At 70.7% G+C, this 25,910-nt stretch carries 21 protein-coding genes; 1 reads left to right on the forward strand and 20 read right to left on the reverse strand.

The annotated features are described in order from the left end of the window. Positions 1–30: 30 nt before the first annotated feature. Entirely contained in the window at positions 31–648 is a 618-nt protein-coding gene (gene nadD / locus AB0K28_RS48755; RefSeq protein WP_345387934.1) for a nicotinate-nucleotide adenylyltransferase, read from the reverse strand. A 96-nt stretch (positions 649–744) separates the two neighbouring features. Between nadD and AB0K28_RS48760 the strand changes: the two genes are divergently transcribed. Further along, positions 745–1,767: a M48 family metallopeptidase gene (locus AB0K28_RS48760; RefSeq protein WP_364384682.1), complete on the forward strand. Its 1,023-nt coding sequence runs from the start codon at positions 745–747 to the stop codon at positions 1,765–1,767. Between the two features lie 171 nt (positions 1,768–1,938). On the opposite strand, the gene AB0K28_RS48765 is transcribed toward AB0K28_RS48760, so the two are convergent. From AB0K28_RS48765 to AB0K28_RS48855, 19 genes are all read right to left on the reverse strand, one after another. After that, positions 1,939–3,804, reverse strand: a complete 1,866-nt coding sequence (locus tag AB0K28_RS48765) for a protein kinase (protein ID WP_364384685.1) — start codon at positions 3,802–3,804, stop codon at positions 1,939–1,941. Positions 3,805–3,886: 82 nt separating this feature from the next. Beyond that, complete coding sequence (locus AB0K28_RS48770) at positions 3,887–4,063, reverse strand: hypothetical protein (RefSeq protein WP_345387938.1); 177 nt, start codon at positions 4,061–4,063, stop codon at positions 3,887–3,889. A 50-nt stretch (positions 4,064–4,113) separates the two neighbouring features. After that, a complete protein-coding gene (locus AB0K28_RS48775; RefSeq protein WP_364384689.1) occupies positions 4,114–5,388 on the reverse strand; it encodes a glutamate-5-semialdehyde dehydrogenase in 1,275 nt (424 codons plus the stop codon). Positions 5,389–5,410: 22 nt separating this feature from the next. After that, positions 5,411–6,538, reverse strand: coding sequence for a glutamate 5-kinase (gene proB, locus AB0K28_RS48780; RefSeq protein ID WP_364384727.1), 1,128 nt, complete (start codon positions 6,536–6,538; stop codon positions 5,411–5,413). A 191-nt stretch (positions 6,539–6,729) separates the two neighbouring features. Then, positions 6,730–8,082: a GTPase ObgE gene (obgE, locus tag AB0K28_RS48785; RefSeq protein WP_364384692.1), complete on the reverse strand. Its 1,353-nt coding sequence runs from the start codon at positions 8,080–8,082 to the stop codon at positions 6,730–6,732. Between the two features lie 132 nt (positions 8,083–8,214). Next, entirely contained in the window at positions 8,215–8,472 is a 258-nt protein-coding gene (gene rpmA, locus AB0K28_RS48790; RefSeq protein WP_012893687.1) for a 50S ribosomal protein L27, read from the reverse strand. Between the two features lie 14 nt (positions 8,473–8,486). Beyond that, on the reverse strand, positions 8,487–8,789 hold the full coding sequence (gene rplU / locus AB0K28_RS48795; RefSeq protein WP_345387940.1) for a 50S ribosomal protein L21: 303 nt from the start codon (positions 8,787–8,789) through the stop codon (positions 8,487–8,489). A gap of 217 nt (positions 8,790–9,006) precedes the next feature. Next, complete coding sequence (locus AB0K28_RS48800) at positions 9,007–12,255, reverse strand: Rne/Rng family ribonuclease (protein WP_364384696.1); 3,249 nt, start codon at positions 12,253–12,255, stop codon at positions 9,007–9,009. Positions 12,256–12,465: 210 nt separating this feature from the next. Then, complete coding sequence (locus tag AB0K28_RS48805; protein ID WP_364384699.1) at positions 12,466–13,233, reverse strand: TIGR03936 family radical SAM-associated protein; 768 nt, start codon at positions 13,231–13,233, stop codon at positions 12,466–12,468. Positions 13,234–13,371: 138 nt separating this feature from the next. Further along, a complete protein-coding gene (locus AB0K28_RS48810; RefSeq protein ID WP_364384702.1) occupies positions 13,372–15,282 on the reverse strand; it encodes a TIGR03960 family B12-binding radical SAM protein in 1,911 nt (636 codons plus the stop codon). A gap of 66 nt (positions 15,283–15,348) precedes the next feature. Then, entirely contained in the window at positions 15,349–16,467 is a 1,119-nt protein-coding gene (gene rodA, locus AB0K28_RS48815; protein ID WP_355412877.1) for a rod shape-determining protein RodA, read from the reverse strand. A 235-nt stretch (positions 16,468–16,702) separates the two neighbouring features. Further along, a complete protein-coding gene (gene mrdA / locus AB0K28_RS48820; protein WP_364384706.1) occupies positions 16,703–18,748 on the reverse strand; it encodes a penicillin-binding protein 2 in 2,046 nt (681 codons plus the stop codon). Further along, positions 18,745–19,209, reverse strand: coding sequence for a rod shape-determining protein MreD (gene mreD, locus AB0K28_RS48825; RefSeq protein ID WP_345387952.1), 465 nt, complete (start codon positions 19,207–19,209; stop codon positions 18,745–18,747). The genes mrdA and mreD overlap by 4 nt, the downstream gene beginning before the upstream one ends. 181 nt (positions 19,210–19,390) lie before the next feature. Continuing rightward, positions 19,391–20,269, reverse strand: coding sequence for a rod shape-determining protein MreC (gene mreC / locus AB0K28_RS48830; RefSeq protein WP_364384711.1), 879 nt, complete (start codon positions 20,267–20,269; stop codon positions 19,391–19,393). Next, a complete protein-coding gene (locus AB0K28_RS48835; protein ID WP_345387961.1) occupies positions 20,269–21,300 on the reverse strand; it encodes a rod shape-determining protein in 1,032 nt (343 codons plus the stop codon). The genes mreC and AB0K28_RS48835 overlap by 1 nt, the downstream gene beginning before the upstream one ends. Positions 21,301–21,632: 332 nt before the next feature. After that, positions 21,633–22,043: a nucleoside-diphosphate kinase gene (gene ndk, locus AB0K28_RS48840; RefSeq protein ID WP_020546379.1), complete on the reverse strand. Its 411-nt coding sequence runs from the start codon at positions 22,041–22,043 to the stop codon at positions 21,633–21,635. A gap of 152 nt (positions 22,044–22,195) precedes the next feature. Further along, positions 22,196–23,797: a hypothetical protein gene (locus AB0K28_RS48845; protein ID WP_364384716.1), complete on the reverse strand. Its 1,602-nt coding sequence runs from the start codon at positions 23,795–23,797 to the stop codon at positions 22,196–22,198. Positions 23,798–23,808: 11 nt separating this feature from the next. Beyond that, a complete protein-coding gene (locus AB0K28_RS48850; RefSeq protein ID WP_345387969.1) occupies positions 23,809–24,147 on the reverse strand; it encodes a DUF4233 domain-containing protein in 339 nt (112 codons plus the stop codon). Next, a complete protein-coding gene (locus AB0K28_RS48855; protein ID WP_345409326.1) occupies positions 24,144–25,436 on the reverse strand; it encodes a folylpolyglutamate synthase/dihydrofolate synthase family protein in 1,293 nt (430 codons plus the stop codon). The genes AB0K28_RS48850 and AB0K28_RS48855 overlap by 4 nt, the downstream gene beginning before the upstream one ends. Between the last annotated feature and the right edge of the window lie 474 nt (positions 25,437–25,910).

Below are 25,910 nucleotides of genomic sequence, written 5' to 3' on the forward strand. Positions count from 1 at the left end.
ACCTACGCCACGAGGACGCCCTGAGAAGGCTCATCCGGCCGCGTGATACAGCCCTCGCTTGTTGATGTACTGAACGATTCCGTCGGGCACCAGATACCAAATGGGCTCGCCCTTTGCGACCCGCTGACGGCATTCGGACGAAGAGATGGCCAGGGCGGGGATTTCCAGCAAGGTCACGCGGCCTTCCGGCAGGCCGGGGTCGTGCAGGGTGTGCCCCGGCCGGGTGCAGCCGACGAAATGGGCGAGCTCGAAGAGTTCGTCGGCGCTCTGCCAGTCGAGGATGGCGCCGAGCGCGTCGGCGCCGGTGATGAAGAACAAATCAGCGTCAGGACCGTAAATTTCCGCAATATCACGCAATGTGTCGATCGTAAACGTCGGTCCCGGCCGGTCGACGTCCACCCGGCTGACGGAGAAGCGCGGATTCGAGGCGGTCGCGATGACCGTCATCAGATAGCGGTCCTCGGGCGCCGACACCTCGCGCTCCGACTTCTGGTACGGCCGCCCCGTCGGGACGAAGACCACCTCGTCGAGCTGGAAGTGGTGAGCCGCCTCGCTGGCGGCGACGAGGTGGCCGTGGTGGATGGGATCGAACGTCCCACCCATCACACCTACTCGCCGCTTCCCCTGCATACCAGGCGCGTTCATCATGAAACGGACCTTACGCGGACGCTCCCGGACAACATGACAGCACCCCCCTGCACGATGACCGCGCATCACTTCCGTTGCGGACGTAGCATGCCGGGCATGACGACCACCCCGGACCGCAGCCGCGTCCAACTGCCAGGCATCTCGTCCCGAGCCTACGAACACCCAGCAGACCGGTCCGCCCTGGTCGCTCTGCGTAAGTTGAGTGGGTTCGACACCGTTCTCAAGCAGATGTCCGGCCTCGTCAGCGAGCGCCGGCTCCGCCTGATGTACCTCGCGTCCGCCGTACGCGTGAGCGAGACCCAGTTCCGCTCCCTCTACGACATGGGCCGCGACGCCGCCTACACCCTCGACCTGCACCGCATCCCGGAGATCTACGTCCAGCAGGACCCGCAGGTCCAGGCCAAGGCCATCGGCTTCGACGACCCGTTCATCGTCGTGACCACCGGCCTGCTCAACCTCATGAACGAGGAGGAGCAGCGCTTCGTCATCGGCCACGAGACCTCGCACATCCTGTCGGGGCACGCGGTCTACCGGACGATGCTCGACATCCTCACCCGCCTCGCCACCCGCGTCGCCTGGATCCCGCTCGGCTACATCGGCCTGCGGGCGATCGTCGCGGGCCTCGAGGAGTGGTACCGCAAGTCCGAGCTGTCCTCCGACCGCGGCGGCCTGCTCGTCGGGCAGGACCCCGAGGCGGCCAAGCGCGCGCTGATGAAGCTGGCGGGCGGCGACTACACCCACGAGATGAACATCGAGGCGTTCCTGGAGCAATACCAGGAATACGACACCGCGGGCGACCTTCGCGACGGCTTCCTCAAGGTGCTCAACCTGCTCGGCACCACCCACCCGTTCGCGGTGGTGCGCGTGGCGGAGCTGGACAAGTGGCAGCGCAGCGGCGAATACGACCGGATCATCGGCGGCGACTACCCCCGCAGGGAGGACGACGCCAATGCCAGGGTCACCGAGGAGATCAAGGCGGCGGCCGAGTCCTACCGCGCGTCGTGGCAGCAGTCGCAGGACCCGTTCATCGGCGTCCTCCGCGACGTGGCCGAGGGCGCGGTCAACGCGGGCGAGCGCATCTTCAACCGCTTCTCCCGCCGCGACGGCGGCCAGGGCTGAGCACCGCCTCGCCACCGCGCGGCGGATCCGCCTGATCGGCCGCGCCGGCCCGCCGCACCACGGCGGCGGGCCACCACCGGCCCAGCAGAAAGCCCGCACGAGGACAGCCCGCACGAGGACAGCCTGCACGCCACTCGGCCAGGCGCCGAACGCCGCCGCGGGGAGCGCGGGTCAAAGCAGCAGGGCGATGGCTCGGACGGCCGCCGCGCACAACGCGACGAAACCGCCCAGCACGGCCAGCGCCCGCAACCCTTCCCTGCGCAGATCGGGCAACCGCTGACCGATGCGCTCGATCTCGCGCCCGGTGATCCCGCCACAGAGCATCCCGAACACCACGCCTGCCACGGTCACGGGCGCGGCCTGCTGCCACCAGTCGGGGGTGATCTCCCCGCCGCCGACGGCCCACAGCGCCCCGCCCGCCGCCACCGCGACGGGCACGCCCGGCCAGACGACGGCGGTCGAGGCCGCCCCGGTCAGCGCGATCGGGAAGGACAGCACGCGCAGCGCCACCCGCGTACGCCGCGAGCTGCGCTTCCTGACCATCCAGTGCCCCATCCACAAGGTCCTGGTCAGCACCACGAACGCGGTCGTGATGGCGATCGAGGCGATCGGCCAGATCACCGACACCACCACGCACGGCACGGCCAGCACCGCGAGCAGCAGCAGCGCCCCGTTGCCCGCGGGCAGCGTGGTGTGCGACTCGCCGCGCAGCCCGGCGGCCTTGCGCCGGTCCTGCGTGGCCGTCCTGCTCCTGACGGCCGCCGCCGTACGCTGCCGCGACGCGGTGACCTTGGCCCGTGGCCCGGTGTTCTTGCCGTCACCTCCGGTACGCCCGCGCGGCGCCGGCACCTTGCCCTCGGCCCGGCTCCGCGCGAGCGCCGACCCTCCGCCGTCGGGCACCGCCCGGTTCCCGGACCGCCCGCTCTCAGGCGTGACCCGCCCGGAACGGTCCGGCACGGCCCGCCCGGTACGCCCGTTCTCGGGCGCGGCACGTCCGGAACGCCCGCTCTCAGCGCGCCCGGTACGCCCGCTCTCAGGCAGCGCCCGGCTGCCGCGCCCGCGCGGCGGCGGCACCTTGCCCTCGGCCGGCACCGCGTTGGGCCGGCTCCTGGCCCTGGCCTCGCCGCGCGGCGTGGCCGCCTCCTCGGCCGTCCTGCTGCGCACGGCCGTGCCCTTGGGCGGAGTGTCCTCCGCGGAGTCGGCGGCACGCCCGGCGGCGGCCTGAGGCTCGGGCTCGGCCGCGCTCGTGGCCTTGGCCAGCCGCGACAGCCGGTCGGCCAGCAGCGCCGCCGTGGGCCGCTTGCCCGGCTCCCTGTTGAGCGCCGCGCGCACCAGCGGCAGCAGCTGGACCGGCACGCCCTTGAGATCGGCCTGCCCGTTGAGCACCGCGTACATCTGCGCCTCGGCCGTGCCCCGCCCGAACGCCGGCCGCCCGGTCGCCGCGAACGCCACCGTCGCGGCCCAGGCGTGGATGTCGGCCGGCGAGTCCACCTGCTCGTCGGCGAAGATCTCGGGAGCGGTGTAGCCGGGGGTGCCGAGGAACGTACCGGTCATGGTGAGCCGCGTCGCGTCGAGCACCTGCGCGATGCCGAAGTCGATGAGCACGGGCCCCCGCGCGCCCATGATGATGTTGCCCGGCTTGAGGTCGCGGTGCACGACGCCGGCCGCGTGGATGATCGCCAGCGCGGCGGCGATGCCCTGCGCGAGATCGACGAGGTCGGAGACGTCGAGCGGCCCGTTCTGGCGCACCCGCTCGAGCAGCGTGACGCCCTCGATGTGCTCCATCACGAGGTACGGCCGCGCGCCGTCGAGGTCGGCGTCGAGCACCTTGGCGACGTACGGGCTCTCGACCCTGCGCAGCGCTCGCACCTCGCGCTCCAGGCGGATGCGCGAGGTCTCGTCTTCGGCTAGGTCGTGCAGGACCTTGAGCGCGACTCGCTCACCGCGGCGGGTGGTCGCGAGGTAGACCTCGCCCATGCCACCCCGGCCGAGCCGCTCGACCAGGCTGTACGGCCCGACCTTGCCGAGCTTGCTCACCGTCCCTCCCCGCCCGGCGCGCCCATAAGGGACACAACCCTAGCGCCGGTGAGCGTGTCGCCGCGTGAGGCACGCCGAAGGTTTATCGGCGTGTGTGGTCGGAGAGCATGCTGTCGAGCCGCGCGGTGGGCTCGTCCGACAGCTGCCGACGTCCTTTCCTGCGCCAGTTGACGTGGCCGCGGCTCTCCAGCCACAGCATCAGCCGGTCGGCGCCGAAGAGCACCGCGGCGGAGAAGACGAGGGCGACGACGATTTCCATGTGCCCCAGTCAAGCGACGCCACCCGGCGCCGGTCAGGCCGACACGCCGACTAACCGGCCACCACCGTACCCTCTGACGTGCGCAAATGCCCCTCACCCGTATAGATCCACTTGGTGGAGGTGAGCTCGGGCAGCCCCATCGGGCCGCGCGCGTGCAGCTTCTGGGTGGAGATGCCGATCTCCGCGCCGAACCCGAACTCCCCGCCGTCGGTGAACCGCGTCGAGGCGTTGACCGCCACCGCGGCCGAGTCGACGAGCGCGACGAACCGCCTGGCGGCCCCCTGCGACCGGGTGACGATGGCGTCGGTGTGGCCGGAGCCGTAGCGCCTGATGTGGGCCACGGCCTCCTCCAGGGAGCCGACGACGGCGGCGGCGATGTCGAGGGAGAGGTATTCGGCGTAGAAGTCGTCCTCGGTGACGGGCACGACCTGCGCGTCGTAGCCGGCGATGCGCTCGTCGCCGTGCACGGTCACGCCGGCCTCGCGCAGCGCGGCCAGCGCCTTGGGCACGAACGCGTCGGCGACGTCCTGGTGGACGAGGAACGTCTCGGCGGCGTTGCACACCGACGGCCGCTGCGCCTTGGCGTTGACCAGGATCTGCACGGCCAGGTCGACGTCGGCCTCGGCGTCGACGTAGACGTGGCAGTTGCCGACGCCGGTCTCGATGACCGGCACCGTGGACTCCTCGACCACCGAGTTGATCAGGGACGCGCCGCCGCGCGGGATCAGCACGTCGACCAGGCCGCGGGCGCGCATCAGCTCCTTGACCGAGTCGCGGCTCTGGCCCGGCACGAGCTGGACGGCCCCGGCCGGCACCTCGGTGCCCGCCAGCGCGTCCTGCATGACGCGGACGAGCGCGGTGTTGGAGGAGTAGGCGCTGGAGGAGCCGCGCAGCAGCACCGCGTTGCCGCTCTTGAGGCAGAGCGCGGCGGCGTCGACGGTGACGTTGGGGCGGCCCTCGTAGATGATGCCGATCACGCCCAGCGGCACCCTGAGCTGGCGCAGCTCGAGCCCGTTGGGCAGGGTCGTGCCGCGCACCACCTCGCCGACCGGGTCGGGCAGGTCGGCCACCTGGCGTACGGCCTCGGCGATGGCGCCGATCCTCGCCTCGTCGAGCCGCAGCCGGTCGATCATCGCCTCCGACGTGCCCTGCGTCCTGGCCCGCTCGACGTCCTCGGCGTTGGCCGTGACCAGCTCCGCCGCGTGGGCGACCAGGGCGTCGGCGACGGCGCGCAACGCCCGGTCCTTGGGCGCCCGCGGCAGCGGGGCCAGCTCGGCGGCGGCCTCTCGTGCCGCGCGGGCGACCTTCAGGAACTCTTCGGACATCGCGTGCTCCTCGATGGAACGTTCAGTTGTGGGATTCCAGTATGACGATGTCGTCGCGGTGGATGAGCTCGCGTTCGTATTCTGGACCGAGCGTGCTCGCCAGCTCCTTCGTCGAACGCCCGAGCAGGCCGGGGATCTCGACGGCGTCGAAGTTCACCAGCCCGCGCGCCACCACGGCGCCCTGCGGGGCGCACAGGTCCACCGGGTCGCCCGCCGCGAAGTCACCCTCCACCGACGTCACCCCGGCGGGCAGCAGCGACTTGCGGCGCCCCACGATGGCCTCCACCGCGCCGTCGTCGAGGTGGAGCCGGCCGCGGCCGGTGGTGGCGTGGGCGAGCCAGAGCAGCCGCGTGCCGGGGTGGCGGCCGCCGGGGTGGAAGTAGGTGCCGACGTCGGCGCCGGCCAGCGCCTGGGCCGCGTGGGCGGCCGCGGTGAGCACCACGGGCACGCCCGCGCCGGTCGCGATCCTGGCCGCCTGCACCTTGGTCACCATGCCGCCGGTGCCGACGGACGCGCCGTTCTTGCCCAGCTCGACCCCGGCGAGGTCTTCGGACCCGCGGATCTCGGTCAGCCGGCGCGAGCCGCTGCGGCTGGGCGGGCCGTCGTAGAGCGCGTCGACGTCGGACAGCAGGACCAGCGCGTCGGCGTGGATGAGGTGCGTCACCAGCGCGGCCAGCCGGTCGTTGTCGCCGAAGCGGATCTCGTCGGTCGCCACCGTGTCGTTCTCGTTGATGATGGGGACGATGCCCAGCTCGAGCAGCCGGTTGAGGGTGCGCTGGGCGTTGGCGTGGTGGGCGCGGCGCATCATGTCGTCGGCCGTCAGCAGCACCTGGCCCACGCGCAGCGAGTAGCGGGCGAAGGAGGAGGTGTAGCGGGCCACCAGCACGCCCTGGCCGACGGAGGCGGCGGCCTGCTGGGTGGCGAGGTCGCGCGGTCGCGCGCTCAGCCCGAGCGGGCCGAGGCCCGCCGCGATCGCTCCGGAGGAGACCAGGACGATCTGCGTCCCGGCCCGGCGCCGCGCCGCCAGCACGTCCACCAGGGCGTCGACCCGATCGACGTCGATCATGCCCTGGGGGGTGGTGAGCGAGGAGGAGCCGACCTTGACAACGACCTTCGACGCTGAGCTGATCTGTTCCCGCACGTCTGGCAGCCTATCCGCTCACACCAGGACGGACCGCATCGAGCACCACCCCCGAGAACCCACTCCACCCCCGCACCCAGCCCCCGAACGATCTACCGGGAACCGGTTCCATTTCCCTGGAACGGCTTCGCCGGCCGATCGTCCGGGCGCTTGCGCACCCGCGTGCCCCCCTGGCCGGGCGGGGCGGGGTGCAGCGCGGGTCAGCCCAGGCGGTTGTCGGTGCCGCGTGGCCCCTGTCGTACGGACTCCGCCCGCATCGTCGGCTGCCAGTCGAAGATGTAACCGCCCTCCATGGGCCCGATGACCACCTCGGCCCCCGCCTCGGCGCCGGCCTTGGCCAGCTCCTCCTCGACCCCCAGCCGCTCCAGCCGGTCGGCGAGGTAGCCGACGGCCTCGTCGTTGCTGAAGTCGGTCTGCCTGATCCACCGCTCCGGCTTCTCACCGGTGATCTGGAACAGGTTCTCGTTGACTCGCCGCACCCTGAACCCGGCGTCCCCGAGCTGCTTGGGCCTGATGACGAGCCGCGTGGGCTCCTCGACCGGCTTGGCGGCCCTGGCCGCCGCGACCCACTCGCCCATCTCGTACGCGAGCTCCCGCAACCCGTCGTGCGTGGCCGCCGAGATCGTGAAGACCTTCAGCCCCCGCTCCTCGAACTCGGGCCTGACCATCTCGGCCAGCTCCCGCGCGTCGGGCACGTCGGCCTTGTTGAGCACGACCAGCCGCGGCCGGTCCGCAAGCTTCCCGTACGCCCGCAGCTCGCCCTCGATCACCTCGTAGTCGGTGACCGGGTCGCGCCCAGGCTCCATGGTGGCGCAGTCGATGACGTGCACGAGCATGTCGCACCGCTCGACGTGCCGCAGGAACTCGTGCCCGAGCCCCTTGCCCTCCGACGCCCCGGGGATCAGCCCTGGCACGTCCGCGACGGTGAACACGTTCTCCCCCGCGGTCACGACGCCCAGATTGGGGATCAGGGTGGTGAACGGGTAGTCGGCGATCTTCGGCTTGGCCGCGCTCAGCGCCGCGATGAGCGAGCTCTTGCCCGCGCTCGGGAAGCCGACCAGCGCCACGTCCGCGACGCTCTTCAGCTCCAGCATCACGTCGAGCGCGTCACCCGGCTCGCCGAGCAGCGCGAACCCGGGCGCCTTCCGCTTGGTGGTGGCCAGGGCCGCGTTGCCGAGCCCGCCGTGGCCGCCCTGCGCGATGACGTAGCGGGTGCCGGCCCCCACGAGGTCGACCAGCACCTCACCCGTGGCCGCGTCCTTGACCACGGTGCCGTTGGGCACGGAGAGGATCACATCATCGCCGTTGGCGCCGTCGCGGTTGGAGCCCTGACCCTGCTTGCCGTTGGGCGCCTTGCGGTGGGGGCGGCGGTGGTAGTCGAGCAGGGTCGCCGTGTTGGGATCGACCTCCAGGATGACGTCGCCGCCGCGCCCGCCGTTGCCCCCGTCGGGGCCGCCGAGCGGCTTGAACTTCTCCCGGTGGATGGAGGCGCACCCGTTCCCTCCGTCACCGGCCTTGACGTGCAGGACCACCTGGTCCACGAAGTCCGGCATGCCTTATCCCTCCATCGCCCCCCAAGGAGGCATCTCATACCCACACAACCCGGCCGCACGGCCGTACCAACACCAAAGGGGTGGATCGACGTGTCGATCCACCCCTGAAAGGTCGAAGGAGAAGGAGGAACCTTACTCCGCGACGGGAACGATGCTCACGGCCCGCCGGCCGCGCTTGACGCCGAACTGCACGTGGCCGGCGGCCAGCGCGAACAGCGTGTCATCGCCACCACGGCCGACGTTGTCGCCGGGGTGGAAGTGGGTGCCGCGCTGGCGGACGATGATCTCGCCCGCGTTGACCAGCTGCCCACCGAAGCGCTTGACGCCCAGGCGCTGGGCGTTGGAGTCACGACCGTTCCGGGTGGACGACGCGCCCTTCTTGTGTGCCATCTCTCAAACTCCCGTCAGGCCTGCTCGATACCGGTGATCTTCACCTGGGTGTACCGCTGGCGGTGACCCTGGCGCTTCTTGTAACCGGTCTTGTTCTTGTACTTGAGAATGCGGATCTTCGGGCCCTTGGTCTCGCCGAGAATCTCGGCGTTGACCATGAACTTGCCCGCCTCGGTGGTCACGTCGCCATCGTTGACGACGAGCACCGTCGGCAGCGCTACCGAAGAGCCGACCTCGCCGGCGACCTTGTCCACCTCGAGGACGTCACCGACGGAGACCTTCTGCTGCCTGCCGCCGCAACGAACGATCGCGTACACCGCGGAACCCTTCTACTGACTCACTGTTGCTTTCGATCATCAGCCGCCTCACGAAGAGGCGGCCGCCGAATGCTGCGCCCGTCATTCGGCCGGTCTGAAACCGACGAACCGAGTAAGCGCGCCAACAGGGCACGTCACCTGACGCACCGGTTCACCAGGGTACCGGATTAACGGGCCCCTAGGCGAACCGGACGGATCGTCGGAAGCTCGCCGAGTGCTACTCGGCGGACTTGGCTCGGCGCGAGCGTCGCCGCCCCCTGCCGGAAGTCTGGTTTGCCTGGTCGTCCTCAGCCGGGACGTCTTCAAGCGCACCGGTCACGGTATCACGGCCAGAGGTGTCCTTGGCCGCGGAAACCTTGTCCGAGACCGCCTTCTCGACCGCCATCTTGCCCTGCGTCCCGCGCGGCTCCGGCTTGCTCTCGACCGGCTCGGTCGAGACCAGCAGACCCCGCCCGTTGCAGCACTCGCACGGCGTCGAGAACGCCTCCAGGAGCCCTTGCCCGACCCGCTTACGGGTCATCTGGACCAGGCCCAGCGACGTCACCTCGGCCACCTGGTGCTTGGTCCTGTCGCGGGCCAGGCACTCGAGCATCCGCCGCAGCACCAGGTCGCGGTTGGACTCCAGCACCATGTCGATGAAGTCGATGACGATGATGCCGCCGATGTCGCGCAGCCTGAGCTGGCGCACGATCTCCTCGGCCGCCTCCAGGTTGTTCCTGGTGACGGTCTCCTCCAGGTTGCCGCCCTGGCCGGTGAACTTGCCGGTGTTGACGTCGACGACGGTCATCGCCTCAGTGCGGTCGATCACCAGCGAGCCGCCGCTCGGCAGCCACACCTTGCGCTCCAGCGCCTTGCCGAGCTGCTCGTCGATCCGGTACGACTCGAACACGTCGCCCTGCTCGGCGTCCCACTTCGACAGCCGCTCGCCCAGGTGGGGCGCGACGTACTTGACGTAGTCGTCCACCGTCTCCCAGGCGTCGTCGCCCTGCACGACCAGGTTCGTGAAGTCCTCGTTGAAGACGTCACGAACGACCCGGATCGTCAGGTCGGGCTCGGCCGACAGCAGCTCGGGCGGGCTGGCCGACTTGGCCTTCTTCTGGATGTTCTCCCACTGCGCCGACAGCCTGGCCACGTCGCGGGCCAGCTCCTCCTCGGAGGCGCCCTCGGCCGCCGTACGCACGATCACGCCCGCGTTCTCCGGCATGACCTTCTTCAGGATGCTCTTGAGCCGGCTGCGCTCCTTGTCGGGCAGCTTGCGGCTGATGCCGGTCATCGACCCGTCGGGGACGTAGACGAGGTATCGCCCAGGAAGGCTGATCTGCGAGGTCAGCCGCGCGCCCTTGTGGCCGATCGGGTCCTTGGTGACCTGCACCAGCACCGACTGGCCCGACTTCAGCGCCGACTCGATCCGCTTCGGCTGGCCCTCCATGCCGACGGTGTCGAAGTTCACCTCTCCGGCGTACAGGACCGCGTTCCTGCCCTTGCCGATGTCCACGAACGCCGCCTCCATCGACGGCAGCACGTTCTGCACCTTGCCGAGGTAGACGTTGCCCACATAGGACTGGCTGGCCTCGCGGTTGACGTAGTGCTCGACGAGCACGCCGTCCTCCAGCACCGCGATCTGCGTACGGTCACCCTGGCGGCGCACCACCATCATCCGGTCGACCGACTCGCGGCGGGCGAGGAACTCCGACTCCGTGATGATCGGCGGACGCCTGCGGCCCAGCTCGCGGCCCTCGCGGCGGCGCTGCTTCTTGGCCTCGAGCCGGGTCGAGCCGCGCACGCTCTGCACGCCGTCGGTGGCGGTGTCGAGCGTCGTCGTACGTCCGGAGCGCGGCGCGCGGATCCGCACCACCGTGTTCGGCGGGTCGTCGCTGGCCGGCTCGGCGCCCTCCTCGGTGCCCCTGCGGCGGCGCCGGCGACGGCGGCGCGAGCTGGACTGCTCCTCCTCCTGTCCCTCCTCGGCCGGCTCCTCGTCGGTCTCCTCCTCGGACTCCTCGGCGTCCTCGGAGTCGTCGCGCTCACGGGTCTTGCCGCGGCCCCTGCCGCCCCTGCGGCGGCGACGGCGCCGGCTGCCGCCCTCTTCCTCCTGCTCATCGGAGGTGTCGAGGTCGGTCTCCTCCTCGGTCGCCGTCTCGTCGACGACCTCCTCGACCTCTTCCTGCTCGGGCTCGGGCTCCGGCTCCGGCTCCGGCTTGCGCGTCACGGCCGGCTTGGCCTTGCTGGGGTCGGGCGCCTGGAACAGCGGCTCGAAGATCGCCGCAGGACGCCGGAAGGAGGCGCCTCCCGGCTCGGTCTCCCTGCGCACGGTCAGCCCGAAGGGGTCGGCGAGCAGGCTCGGCCGCACGTTGTCCTCGTCGAGGTCCTCACCGGCGGGCTCGTCGTCGAGCGGCTCGTCCTCGGGCAGGATCTCGATGATGTCCTCATCCTGGTCGTCGACGTCCGCGCCTTCCGCGACCGGCTCGGCCGCACCGGCCGCGTCGCCCGCGACCGCACCGGCCGCCTGAGCGTCCCCGCCCGGCGCCGGCTCTCCGGCCTGGCCTGCGACGCCCTGAACGGCCTCTTCAGCCTGCGTACCGGCCACCTGGGTGCCTGCCGCCGCCCGCGCCCCCGCGACGGGCTCTGCGCCCGTCTCAGGCCCGCCCTCGGCGGTCTCATCAGCGGCGCGGGTCCTGCTGCGGCGCGTCGAGGTGGTGCTCCTGGTACGGGTCCGGGTCGTCCGCGTACGCCCGGCCGGCGCCGCCTCAGCTTCACCTTCAGCTTCACCGGCGACGACGGCCGCATCACCGGCGCCCACCGCGGCACCGGCATCCTGACCACTCACCACGGCACCGGCGCCCTGAGCGGCACCGGCATCCTGGCCGACGCCGCCCTGGGCACCCGCCTCGTCACCGGCAGACGCGGCCGCCCCGGCGTCCACGGCGGACTCCCCTGCGGCCGGCGCCTCGGCAGCGGCCTCCGCCTTCTTGCGCGTCCTGGTCCGCTTCACCGGCGCAGGAGCCTCGCCCTCGGGCAGTTCCCCCTCGGCCTCCGCCTCGGCGGCCTTCTTCGTGACCCGCCGCCGCGTCGTCGTGGCGGTGGACCGCGTCCGCGTCGTCTTCTTCGGCTTCTCTTCAGCCGCCTGAACGTTCTCGGCCCCGCTCTCCGGCACGCTCTCCGGCACGCTCTCCGCCACGGCGGCCTCGACCGGGCTCTCCCCGGCGGCGCCATTGGCTTCGGCAGGCGTGACGACGGCAGCCGTACCGGCAGCACCGGTGGTCACCGCCGGCGTGTCGCTCGCGGAGGCGAGCAGCTCAGGCGCCGGCTCACCCGCCGCACGCTGGACGGCCTTGACCTGCACCGGTTGCACCTCGGCCACCGAAGGCGCCGCCTGGGCGGCGACGACGGTGACCGGCACGGACGCCGGCTCCTCCGGCAGCTCCGGCGGAGGACCCGCGGGCCTGCTGGAGCGGCGACGCTTCGTCACCTGCGGCTGTTCATTTGTCTCCCCGTCAGGGCCAGTGGCCCCGGCGTTGGGCTCGTTGTCGAGCATGCGGGCGCTCTCCCGTCAGCTCCCGGGCGCGTCGCCGCGCCGCGCAGGAGCCCTCGTGTCTCGTTGTCCGCCGGCACGCTCATCGCGAGCGCACCGGCGCCAAGTCCTGTCAGCGGTCGTGCTCGGCTCGCGCCGGGCACATCCTTAACCGGCGACGTGCTCACCCGCCGACGCCGCCTCGCCGCCGCGCGTGTCGTCGCGGTCCAGGCCGAGCGGATCGGCAAGCGCACCAGTAGTCGCGTCGAGCGGCCCCTGCGCCAGCCTGGTCACCTCGGGGGGAACCGGCGGCGCGAAGTCGGCCACAAGGCGCAGCCCTGTGAGCACATCGTCGGGTCGAACGGCAGGCGTCATGTGCCGAACAACCATGCGCAGTATGACACACGGCTCCTCGCGCACCTGAGCTGCGGTTCTGGCTGTTCCCTCGGACACCGTGAGCCCCAGGACGGCCTCCCGCGCGTCGAAGCGGCGGGGGCCCTTCTTGGTGAGGCGCTCGACTTCCACCGTGCCTGCCGCGAGGAACTTCTGCGCCGCCACCTCGGCGAGCTCGCGATCGGCACCGTACAGCCGCACCTCCCAGTCGGAGACCTCCAAGCGGTCGGCCAGCCCCCCCGGACCCGCCTCCACAACGTCGAGCACATCGAGCCCAGGCGGCAACGACGCGTCCAGGTCCTGTCTGACCTGTCCGGGGTCGCACGGCGCGGTAACACCGATCTCGAGGTATTCGGCTTCGCTGGCGACGCCGGTCGGCGCCGCGCCCGCGTAGGAGATCTTCGGGTGGGGCGAGAAGCCCGCGCTGTAGGCCACCGGAATGCCGGCACGGCGGACCGCTCTCTCAACGGCCCGCGAGATGTCGCGGTGGCTGGTGAAGCGCAGGCGACCGCGCTTGGCGTAACGCACACGCAGGCGCTGCACCGTGGGCGCGGGCGGAGGCCCTTCGGGAACAGGTTTCAGAGCTTGTCGTCCTTCCCTTGTAAGAGTTCCTACGTCTCAGGATAAGCCGCCCCGGCGCGTGAACGTGTACGCCGAGACACGGCTCGCCCACTGAGCGCGCTAGACCACCGTCAGAGGAAGGAGTTTCCGCCCTGTGGGGCCGATCTGAATCTCAGTGCCCATAGTCGGACAGACACCGCAGTCGTAGCACGGGGTCCAGCGGCAGTCCTCGACCTCGGCGCCGGAGACGGCCTCCTGCCAGTCCTGCCAGAGCCACTCGCGGTCGAGCCCGGCGTCGAGGTGATCCCACGGAAGAACTTCGTTCTCCTCGCGCTCGCGGGTGGTGTACCAGTCGACGTCGACGCCCACCTGCTCGGCGGCGGTCATCCAGCGCTCGTACGAGAAGTGCTCGCTCCACCCGTCGAAACGGCCGCCGTCCTCCCAGACGGCCCTGATGACGGCCCCGACCCTGCGGTCGCCCCGCGACAGCAGCCCCTCCACGATGGACGGCTTGCCGTCGTGATAGCGGTAGCCGATAGCGCGGCCGTAGTTCTTGTCGCTCCGCAGCGCCTCGCGCAGTGCCTTGAGCCGCCGGTCGACGGTCTCGTGGTCGGCCTGAGCGGCCCACTGGAACGGGGTGTGCGGCTTGGGGACGAACCCGCCGATGGAGACCGTGCAGCGGATGTCGCGGCTGCCGGTCGCCTCGCGGCCCGCCTTGATGACCTTTTTGGCCAGGTCGGCGATGCCGAGCACGTCTTCGTCCTGCTCGGTGGGCAGCCCGCACATGAAGTAGAGCTTGACCTGCCGCCACCCCTGCGAATAGGCCGTGGTGACCGTGCGGATCAGGTCTTCTTCGGTGACCATCTTGTTGATCACCTTGCGCATGCGCTCCGAGCCGCCCTCGGGCGCGAACGTCAGGCCCGAGCGCCTGCCATTCCTGGAGAACTCGTTGGCGAGATCGATGTTGAACGCGTCGACCCTGGTCGAGGGCAGCGACAACGACGTGTTACTGCCTTCGTAGCGGTCGGCCAGGCCCTTGGCGATGTCGCCGATCTCGGAGTGGTCGGCCGACGACAGCGACAGCAAACCGACCTCGTTGAAGCCGGACTGCTTGACGCCGTTGTCGACCATCGCGCCGATCGTGGTGATCGAGCGCTCGCGTACGGGACGCGTGATCATGCCCGCCTGGCAGAACCGGCACCCGCGCGTGCAGCCGCGGAAGATCTCCACGCTGAACCGCTCGTGCACCGTCTCGGCCAGCGGCACGAGCGGCTTCTTCGGGTAGGGCCACTCGTCGAGGTCCATCACCGTGTGCTTGTGCACCCGCCAGGGCACGTCGGGCCGGTTGGGCGCGACGCGCTTGATGCGGCCGTCGGCGTGGTATTCGACGTCGTAGAACTTCGGCACGTAGACCCCGCCCGACTCGGCGAGCCGCATGAGCAGCTCGTCACGGCCGCCGGGCCGGCCCTCCGCCTTCCACTCGCGGATGACCTCGGAGATGGCGATGGAGATCTGCTCACCGTCGCCGAGCACGGCCGCGTCGAGGAAGTCGGCGATCGGCTCGGGGTTGAAGGCCGCGTGGCCGCCCGCGAGCACGATCGGGTCGTCCTCGCCGCGGTCGACGGCCAGCAGCGGAATGCCGGCCAGGTCGAGCGCGGTCAGCATGTTGGTGTAGCCGAGCTCGGTCGAGAACGACACGCCGAGCACGTCGAAGGCGCGCACCGGGCGGTGCGCGTCGACGGTGAACTGCGGCACGCCCTCGGCGCGCATGAGCGCCTCGAGGTCGGGCCAGACCGCGTACGTGCGCTCGGCCAGCGTGCCCGGCAGCTCGTTGAGGATCTCGTAGAGGATGGCCACGCCCTGGTTGGGCAGCCCGACCTCGTAGGCGTCCGGGTACATCAACGCCCACCGCACGTCGGCGGAGTCCCAGTCCTTGACGGTCGAGTTGAGCTCACCCCCGACGTACTGGATGGGCTTCTGCACCTTGGGCAGCAGCGCTTCCAGGCGGTGGAAAATCGACTCGACAGGCATACGTCAAGCGTAGCGGCGCTCGACCCCTGCCGTGTCCGCCCGCCGGCCGCCACGCCGTCACGGCCGCTATTCGAACGACTGTCTGCGCACCTTGATGGCCTGCAGCAGCCCCACCGCGATGAGATTCGCGAAAGTGGCGGTGCCGCCGTAGGAGACGAACGGCAGCGGCAGCCCCGTGATCGGCATGATCCCGATGGTCATGCCCACGTTGATGAACGCCTGGAACGCGAACCAGCACACGATCGTGCCCGCGACCAGCGTCCCGAAGCGGTCCTCGCACTGCCGGGCGATCTTCAGCCCGCGCAGCAGCACCACCCCGAGCAGCAGCACCACCGTGACGGACCCGAGGAATCCGAACTCCTCCCCCGCCACCGTGAAGATGAAGTCGGTGTGCTGCTCGGGCACGAACCGCCCGGTCGTCTGCCCGCCGCCGAGCAGCCCCTTGCCCAGAAGCTGCCCCGACCCGATGGCGATCATCGACTGCGTGCTGTTGTAGCCGACCCCGCGCGGATCCACGCTCGGATCGACGAACGCCGTGAACCGCGCCACTTGGTACGGCTCCAGCATCTGGAAGTAGAACACCGCGAACACCGCGCCACCGGCGGCCAGCACCATCAGCGCGATGACCCGTTTCCGCACGCCCCCGATGATCAGCCCGGCCGCCGTGATGACCGCGAGCACCATCGCCGTGCCCAGGTCGGGCTGGAGCATGACCAGCCCCATCGTGATGCCGGCGGCGACCAGGGCCAGCACGACGTCGAGCCCGCGCGGCCGGTCGGTGCCCTCGGCAGGTTGTGCCAGCAGCATCGCGATGATGAGCAGCAGCCCGACCTTCGCGAACTCCGACGGCTGCACCGCGAACCCGCCGCCCAGCAGGATCCACGAGTGCGACCCGTTGATCGTCGCTCCCAGCGGGGTGATCACCAGCCCCAGCCCGACCAGCGACAGCAGGAACACCAGCGGCGCGTACGCCCGCATCGCCCGATGGTCGATGGTCGCGACCAGCCCGCACATCACCATGCCGATGGCCTCGTTGAGCAGGTGCTTCTTCACCAGCCCCGTGGACCCTGGCGCCCACGTCCTGGTGGACGACCACACCAGCAGCGTGCCGATGATGGACAGGCCGGCGACGGCGACCAGCATCAGCCCGTCGAGGCGCCGCACGGTCGAGTTCTCGCGAGCCATCCGCCGAAGGAGCGAGGGCCGCCGAATCGCCACCGTACGCGCGTTCACCCCGCCCCCCTCTCCCCGCCGACCCCGCTCATCCCCCGGTCGTCCCGTCGGGCAAGACCATGGGCAACCCCGCCGCCAACCGCCCACCCGCCGTCGCCGGCTCCGAGCCCGCTCATCCCCCGGCCACCGCCCCACCGGGCAAGAACCCGGGCAACCGCCCTCCCGGCACCGCCGACCCCGGACCCGCTCATCCCCCGGTCACCGTCCCGTCGGGCAGGAACTTGGGCAGCCGTGTCGTCAGCCGCCCGCCCGGCACCGCGGCCTTGCGCTTGATGCCGTAGATGCCCTCGTAGATCTCCCTGGCCGCCGGCGCCGCCGTCTGCGCGCCCATGCCGCCCTGGGAGACCATGACGACGACCACGAACTGCGGGTTCTTCGTGGGCGCGAAGGACGCGAACCACGAGGTGTCCTGCTTGCCCCAGACCTCCGCGGTGCCGGTCTTGCCGCCCACGCGCACCTTGTTCATCGGGAACCCGGCGAAGGCTCCCGCCGCGGTGCCGTCCTGGGCGACCTGGCTGAGCGCGTGCTTGATGTAGAGCCGCTCCTTCTCGCTCAGCGGCAGCTTGCCGACGACCGGCACCGGGATCGTACGGACGACCTTGCCGTCGGGCCGCACCTGCGCCCACCCGATGCGCGGGCTGCGCACCTTGCCGTCGCTCACCAGCGCCGCATACGCCCTGGCCAGCTGCATCGGCGTGACGAGCACGTCGCCCTGTCCGATGGAGAAGTTGGCCGAGTCACCCGGCCGCAGCAGGAAGCCCTCGGTGCAGTTCTCCAGCGCCAGCCGCTTGAGGAACTCCGCCCGCGCCTTGTCCTTGACCTCCGGATAGCCCCTGCGCGACCGCTCACAGTTGATCGCACTGGTCTGGTTCCACAGATTCTTCTTCCAGGCACGGTCCGGGATGCGGCCCGACGACTCGCCAGGCAGGTCGACCCCGGTCGGCGAGCCGAACCCGAAGGCCCTGGCCGTGTTCGCGAAGATCTCCTTCGGCTTCTTCTTCGGATGGCGCCCGCCGTCCTTGAGGTATTGCTCGTAGGCCGCCTTGTAGAAGATCGTGTCGCACGACTTGACCAGCGCCGTGTGCATGCTGAGCGTGCCCAGCGGAATGCCGCGGAAGTTGTTGAAGGCCCGGCCGCCCACGTTGACGGAGCCGGGGCAGCCGTAGGTGCCGTTGATCGGGTAGCCGGCCCGCAACATCGACGCCACCGAAGTGATCTTGAACGTCGAGCCGGGCGCGAACTGCCCGTTGATCGCCCGCGACACGAGCGGCTTGCCCGACTTCTCCGACATCAGCCACTGGTAACCGCGTGCCGAGATGCCGCCCGCCCAGATCTCCGGGTCGTAGTTGGGCGCGCTGGCCAGCGCCACCACCCGGCCGGTGCGGGCGTCGAGCACCACGGCCGCTCCACCGTCCGCCGACGGCGCCGACTTCATGGCCTTGCTCAGCGCCTTCTCGGTGACGTCCTGCACCCGCGCGTCGATGCTGGTCACCAGATGGTCGCCGGGGATCGGCGTGACCTGCTCCTCGACCCCGAGCGCCTTGCCCATGCGATCGACCTGGACCCTGCGCAGCCCGGCCTTGCCGCGCAGCGCGTCGTCGTAGACGTACTCGATCCCGTCGCGCCCCGCCAGGTCGACCCCTGAGAAGGCGGCCTTGAGCCCTTCCCGCTTCTCCAGCTCGGCCTCGGTGACGGGCTGCAGGTAGCCGAGCATCTGCGCGCCCGCCCTGCCCAGCGGATATTGCCGCACGGGGTGGATCTCCGCCGTCACGCCGGGGAACTCCTCCTGCCGCTCCAGGATCTGCAGCGCCTCGCGGGTGTCTACCTTCTCGTCCAGCGGAACCGGCTGGTATGGCGACCCCGTCCAGCACGGCTTGCCCACCCCTGGACCGCACGGCGTGATGCGCTGCTGCAGGTCGGAGACCGGCTTGCCGAGCACCTGCGACAGCTTGCGCAGCACATGGACGCCGCCGTCCTTCATCCGCAGCAGCCGGGTCCTGTCGACCGAGACCACGAGCGCGGTCTTGTTGCGCACCAGCGGGCGGCCCCTGGCGTCGAGGATCTGCCCGCGCACGGCCGGCACGATCACCGCTCGCGTCCTGGTCTCGGTCGCCCGCGTCACGAACTCCTGCCCGCGTACGACCTGCACCTGCCACAGCCGCATCGCCAGCACGACCAGCAACGTCAGCACGATCACGTGCAGCACCAGCAGCCGGGCCCGCATCCTGGTCATGTCGAGAACCTCGCCTGTCTGCCTCTCGTCGTCAGCCAGATCACGATCGGCGAGACCAGCAGCGTGTAGACGATCGTGACCGGCACCTGCTCGGTCAGCGTGGCCATCGTCACCCGGGGGTCGGAGATCAGGCCCCCCACGGCCGCCGCCAGCAGCGGCGCCATGAGCACGCACAGCACGACGGTGGTGACCGGCCCGCCCGCGCCGCGCCCGGCGACGTAACCGACCAGAGCCAGCACGAACGCGTACTGCCCGACGAGGTGCGCGGTCGGCGGCATGACGTCGACGAGCAGCCCGGTGCAGAACCCGAGCACAGCGCCCGGCGCGGCCCCCCTGGTCAATGCGATGCCGATGACAGCGAGCAGCACCAGATCAGGCGCACCACCACCGGGCAACGCCACCCGATTGACCAGCATCACCTGCGCCAGCAACGCCAGCACCACCGAGAACCCGCCGATCACCACGCCCCCTTCCCACGCACCCCGCCACCGCCAGACGCGAACGACTCGTGCCTCGTCATCACACCCGTCCCGCGACCACGCACCTCGGCACCGCACAACGCCCGCCTGCCACCGGCGAACGCGAGCAGCCCCGGCGACACGCCGCCTCCTCCGCAGGTCCCGTGACCATGCAGGCGCCCCGTCACCGGGCCGTCTCCTTCGCGGGCAGCACCGCGTCACGCGGGTCCCGCTTCGGCGCCTCCACCACCACACCGACCACGTCGAGCGCCGTCAGGTCGGCATACGGCCGCGCGTAGGCGATGCGGGTCAGCTCGCCGGGCGTGGACTCCACCCGCTCGATCACCCCGATCGGCACCCCCGGCACGTACGGCCGCCAGTTCTGTGACCCGAAGCTGACGATCCGCCCGCCCCTGCTCATCGGCGCCGTCGAGTCGAGCAGCCGGAACTGCACCAGCCGCCCGTGCTCCCCCACGCCGTGCACGACGCCGATCTCCTTGCCGCCCTCGAGCCGCGCACCCACCGACGAGGCGGGATCGCTGACCAGCACCACCGTCGACGTACGCGAGGTGGTGTGCACCACCCGCCCCACCAGCCCGTCGCCGTTGATGACGGTCATCTCCGGCCGGACCCCGTCACTGGCGCCCACGTCGATCTGCACGGCGTCCTCGAACCCCGGCAGCCCGCGCCGCGCGATCACGCTGCCGGTGACCATCTTGTAGCCCCCGGTGCCGGCCAGCCCGATCAGCTTCTTCAGCTCCTTGGACCGATCGGCGTCGAGCTTGCCCGCCACCAGCCCGGCCCGCAGCTTCGCGTTCTCCTCCTTGAGCGTCTCGATGCGCTCCTGAGCGGCCGGCGCGGTGACGATCGCGTGCAAGAACGCCCCGACAGGCCGCACCACCACGTTGCCGAACTGCTCCGCCGTGCCGAACAAGTAGGCGCCGGCCGCCCGCAGCGGGCGCAGCGGCGAGCTGTCACCCGTGCGGTGGTCGACGGTCAGGATGACGAGTGCCGCCGCCAGCAGCACTCCCAGGATCAGCCGGGCACGGCGCGAATCTCTCATCAGTGCCGCGACTCCGGAACCAGGACCTGCTGCAGGGCCTCGAATTCCTCCGCGCACTTGCCCGATCCGATGGCCACCGAGTCGAGCGCGTTGTCGACCAGGTGGACCGGCATGCCCGTCTCCGCCTTGACCCGCTCGTCGAGCCCCTTGAGCAGGGCGCCGCCGCCGGTGAGCGCGATGCCGCGGTCCATGATGTCGCCGGACAGCTCGGGCGGGCACTTGTCGAGCGTGGTCTTGACCGCGTCGACGATCGCGTTGACCGGCTCCTCGGTGGCCTTCCTGATCTCTTCGCTGGACACGATGACGGTCTTCGGCAGCCCGCTGACCAGGTCGCGCCCGCGCACCTCCGCGTGCGACTCCTCGCCGATCGGGCAGGCGGAACCGATGGCGATCTTAATCTCCTCGGCGGTGCGCTCGCCCAGCATCAGCGAGAACTCCTTCTTCGCGAAGGCGATCACCGCCTGGTCGAGCTCGTCGCCGCCGATCCTGATCGACTGACTGGTGACCACGCCGCCCATCGAGATGATGGCCACCTCGGTGGTGCCGCCGCCGATGTCGACGACCATGTTGCCGGTCGGCTCGTGCACCGGCAGCCCGGCGCCGATGGCCGCGGCCATGGGCTCTTCGACGATGTAGACCTTCCTGGCCCCCGCCTGGTAGCCGGCCTCTTTCACGGCCCGCTGCTCCACGCTCGTGATGCCGCTCGGCACGGCGATGATGATGCGCGGCTTGGCGAAATGGCGTCGCCGATGGACCCGCTGGATGAAATATCGCAGCATCCGTTCGGTGACGTCGAAGTCTGCGATCACGCCGTCTTTGAGCGGACGGACCGCGATGATGTTGCCTGGCGTGCGGCCTATCATCCGCTTCGCCTCGATGCCGACCGCCACGATCTTGCTGGTAGCCGTGTTGATCGCGACGACTGACGGCTCGTTGAGCACGATGCCGCGGCCACGCACGTAGACCAACGTGTTGGCGGTGCCCAGGTCGACCGCCATGTCACGGCCGAGGAACGCGAGCTTGCTGCCCATGGGGAACGGAGCCCTCCGTAACGTCGTTCGCGAGTGACTACGGAATGAATTCGAATCGTAACGTGACGTACCCACCGATGCGCGCAATGAGCCATCGCGCCCGTCAAAAATCTCCAGCCCCTACCTCAACCGCAGCTTTGCCCGGATTGCACCACAACATCCGATCGCGACCTGGAACGGTCCACTCAGCGATCTCTCCGCACCCTACGGCAACCCGCCGGCAAAATCCCCGTCATCAACATCCCGCGCTTGCGATGTCAGAACCATACGCCGCCCCGCCGACAGGAAAGCCCGCGCAGCCGGAACTGCGCGGGCTCGAAAGTGCGGATCGGTCAGAACCGGTCCGGGAAGAAGATCTTGATCTCCCTCGCGGCCGACTCGGGCGAGTCGGAGCCGTGGACGACGTTCTCGCCGATCTCGAGGGCGTGGTCGCCGCGGATCGTGCCGGGAGCGGACTTGACCGGGTCGGTGGCGCCGGCCAGCGCGCGGAAGGCCTCGACGGCCCGCGGGCCCTCCAGGACCATGGCGACGAGCGGCCCGGAGGTGATGAACTCGACCAGCTCACCGAAGAACGGCCGCTCGGAGTGCTCGGCGTAGTGCGCCTTGGCGGTGTCGGCGTCGAGGGTGCGCAGGTCCATCGCCACGACCTTGAGGCCCTTGCGCTCCACACGGGCGATCACGTCACCGATGAGGCCGCGCTTAACCCCGTCGGGCTTGATCAGGACAAGAGTGCGCTCGGACACGTGGGGTTCTCCTTCGAACATGGGTGTGGTCGCGGCTGCAGGCACCCGCCCGGCCGCGAGGTCGCGTCGCGGGGCACGGGCCCACGCGCCGCCGTAGCAGGGCCCTCAGCTTACCGTTACCGCGCCCCTGCCCTCGTTTCCGCGGTAGCCGCTCATCCTGACCCGGCATCCTCGGGCGACTGCCCAGGAGGAGGCACCGCCGGCTTGCCCGCCCCACCGAACGCCCCCCACTTCACGACGGGCGCCGCCACCTGCGGCGCATCACCGTCAGCGCGGTCATCGTCAGCGCGGTCATCGTCAGCGCGGTCATCGTCGACCGGCGCACTGACGAGCAGCACGTCGCCGGGCTCGGACGGCCCCGCACAGGGCCCCTCCGGCACCGCAGGCTCCTTGCCGGGCCGCCGCGCCATCAGCGAAGCCAGCACGATGATCGCCACGACCAGGAACCCGCTGATCAGTGCCCACCAGTGCAACGCTCCCACGAACCCGTCGACCAGCTCCTGCGGCGACCGTACGCCGTCCAGCATCGCCATCTGCACGCCCGCGCCGAGCAGGAACCCGGTCAGCACTCCCGTGCAGCACAGCGTCAGCCCGTAGACGGCCGCGCCGAGCCCGATGTCCTGCAGCACCGCCGTGATCGCGACCGCCGCACCCACGGCAAGCAGCGTGAACGGCACCGCCAGCACCATCCCGTCGGCCGACGGCACCACCAGCCGTACCGAACAGAGCCCGCCCACCACGGCGAGCAGCCCCAGCGGCGCGAGCCACCGCCGGCCACCCCGCCCGAGCAGCCGCACCGCCACCGCGGCCGCGATCGCGAGCACCCCCGCCACCGCGTACGGCACCCACAATCCGCGCAGCCCCGGCCCGCCGAGCCCGCCCATCTCGACCAGCGTGATCTGCGCCGCGCTCGGCAGCAGCACCACGCCGACGGCCACCATCGTGTACGCCGACACCCGCCGCACCGCGCCCCCGATGGACGCCAGCGCCAGCAGCCCCGCCACCGCGAGCGCCGCCAGCAGGACCACGGCTCCGGACCGCCACCCCGCGCTCGCCGTGCTGACGGCCGCAGCCGCGACCACCGCGACCGGCGCCACGGCCAGCAGCAACCGCTTCAGCTCGCCGTTCTCGAGAGGGTCGCCGTCGGGCCTGCCGAGCACCAGCCACACGACCAGGTGCACCGCCGCCAGCGCCAGCGCGATACCGGTGACCAGCGGATACGGCTGCAACGTCACCCGCCAGCTGGTCACCTCGTCGAGCGGCCACAGCGCGAGCGCCTGTGCGGTGAGCAGGCTGAGCGCGAACACGCCCGCCCACAACCCGCGCAGGACCGGCGCCCGGTGCCAGGCGGCGGCGAGCGTGACGGCGATGACGGCGCCGGAACCGGCGCCGCGCAGCACCCGCACCACGCCGACGACGAGCTCCGACGCCGCGTAACCACCCGCCGCGTCGGACAGCGCCACCAGAGCGAGCGCGCCGACCAGCAGCGGCGCCGCCGGCACCCGCCGCCTCAACGCCACCGCGAGCGGCACCGCCAGCATCAGGGCGGGCAGGGCGAGCCCGTGCGTACGCATGAGCCCGGCCTGGTCGAGATCGTCCGGCAGCAGCCCGGCGACGACGGAGAGCGTGTTGGGCACCGCGACCACCGCCAGGGGCAGCGACGTCACGATGAGGAGCCCGAGCAGGATGTCGAGCGACCAGGGTCGACTGAGGCGCGCCTGAAGCGGCGGCCGCGTGTCTGGGGGGACGGCCATACCGGCCGACTTTAGCGGGAAGTAGCGCCCTCGACACGGCGAGCGACGATAATCGCCGTGATCCACAGTGCGGCGAAGATCGCGCCCAGGAAGAACATGGTCGGTACGAGAAAGCCCGTGCAGATGGCCAGCACCTGCACGACGGTCCCCGCGACGTAGCCGAACGGCCACTTGAGCAGGCCCGCGATGACCACGCACAGCACCGCGAGCCCGATGCCGACCGTCACCGCCAGCCCGGTCGCGACCCCGCCGCTGATCGCCACCGGCGTAAGAAGCCCGACCACGATGGCCTCCATGCCGAGCACGGTGCCGCCGAGCCTGCGCATGCCTGGGGTGACCTCGAACTTCATGGCTTTCCGTCCGCTTTGAGCAGCAGCCGCGCATCGCCCGCCGTGACGACGGACCCGGTGATGAACACGCCGGTGCCGCTGAACTCGCCGTCGGCGTCAGCGATGCCGATGGCCTGGTCGATGGCGTCGTCGAGCCGCTCGACGACACGGATGCGGTCTTCGCCGAAGAGCGGCACGGCCAGCGCCGCGAGCTCATCCACCGGCATGGACCTGGGCGAGGAGTTACGCGTGAGCACCACCTCGTCGAGGATCGGCTCAAGCAGCTCCAGCAGCGCCTCGACGTCCTTGTCGCGCATGACGCCGACCACGCCGATCACCTTGGCGAAGTCGAACGCCTCATGCAGCCCCTCCAGCGTCGCCTGCATGCCGCCGGGGTTGTGCGCCGCGTCGATCACCACCGTCGGCGTACGCCGCACGACCTCCATCCGCCCCGGCGACGAGGCCTGAGCGAACGCTTGGCGCACCAGATCAACGTCCAGCGGATCGTCACCTCCGGTCAGCGCCTCGACGGCGGCCAATGCGCACACCGCGTTGCTCGCCTGGTGAGCCCCGTAGAGCGGGAGGTAGACGTCGTCGTAGACGCCCTTGAGCCCGCGCAGGGTGACCAGCTGCCCGCCGATCGCCACCTCACGGCTCATCACCCCGAACTCCAGGCCCTCACGCGCCACCACCGCGCCCACCTCGGCCGCCCGCCGCATCAGCACCTCGGCCGCTGCCAGCTCCTGCTGCGCGAACACCGCGGTCTGCCCCGGCTTGATGATGCCCGCCTTCTCGGCGGCGATGCTGGGGATGTCGGGCCCGAGCCGGTCGGTGTGATCGAGCGAGATGGGCATGATGACCGACACCATGCCGTCCGCGACGTTCGTCGCGTCCCACGACCCGCCCATGCCGGCCTCGACCACCGCGACGTCGACGGGCGTGTCGGCGAACGCCGCGAACGCCATCGCCGTCAGCAGCTCGAAGAACTGGATCCGCCGCCCCTGGGTGTCGGTCAGCTCGACGTACGGGATGATCTCCTCATAGAGCTGCGCGAACCGCTCCTCGCTGAGCGGCTCCCCGTCCACCGTGATCCGCTCGCGCATCGACACCAGATGCGGGCTGGTGAACCTCCCCACCCGCAGGTTGCGCTCCCGCAACAGCGCCTCGGTCAGCCGCGCCGTGCTCGTCTTGCCGTTGGTGCCGGCGATGTGTATGACCGGGTACGCCCGCTGCGGCGAGCCGAGAAGGTCAAGAAGGGCCGCGATCCGATCGAGCGTCGGCTCGAAATCCCACTCGACGCCACGATCCATGATCGCGCGTTCTACCGCACGATAATCCACCCCTCAACCCTACTGACCCCCCACAGCAGTCCGTACGCCCCACCCAGGCGCCCGGTCCCCGGGAAAAGCAAAAGGCCCGGACCCACCTCGGCCCGAGCCTTCATCCCCACAACAACCACCGCGCAACCCAGGACACCGCCTAACCGCCGCCCGCCCCGAATACAAAGCACTGACCGAACCCCGACAACCGGCACCAGCGCCAGGAGCCGCCACCACCCGAAGAAACGGCGACCCCCGAAGACGCCCGCCCAGACGACGGGACCGCGACCTTCCAAAAAAGACCGGGAACACACCGAAAAAAACCCCAGCCCCCAAAGACCCCCGGGGCATGCGGAAAAGAAGGGGGGTTCGGACATGCGGAAAGGGCCCCAACACCAGAACCTGGTGTCGGAGCCCTTTCCTTGAAAGTTTGTGCGGCGGTGACCTACTCTCCCACACCCTCCC

It is taken from the genome of Nonomuraea sp. NPDC049504 (genome assembly GCF_040676845.1).
GTDB lineage: Bacteria > Actinomycetota > Actinomycetes > Streptosporangiales > Streptosporangiaceae > Nonomuraea > Nonomuraea salmonea.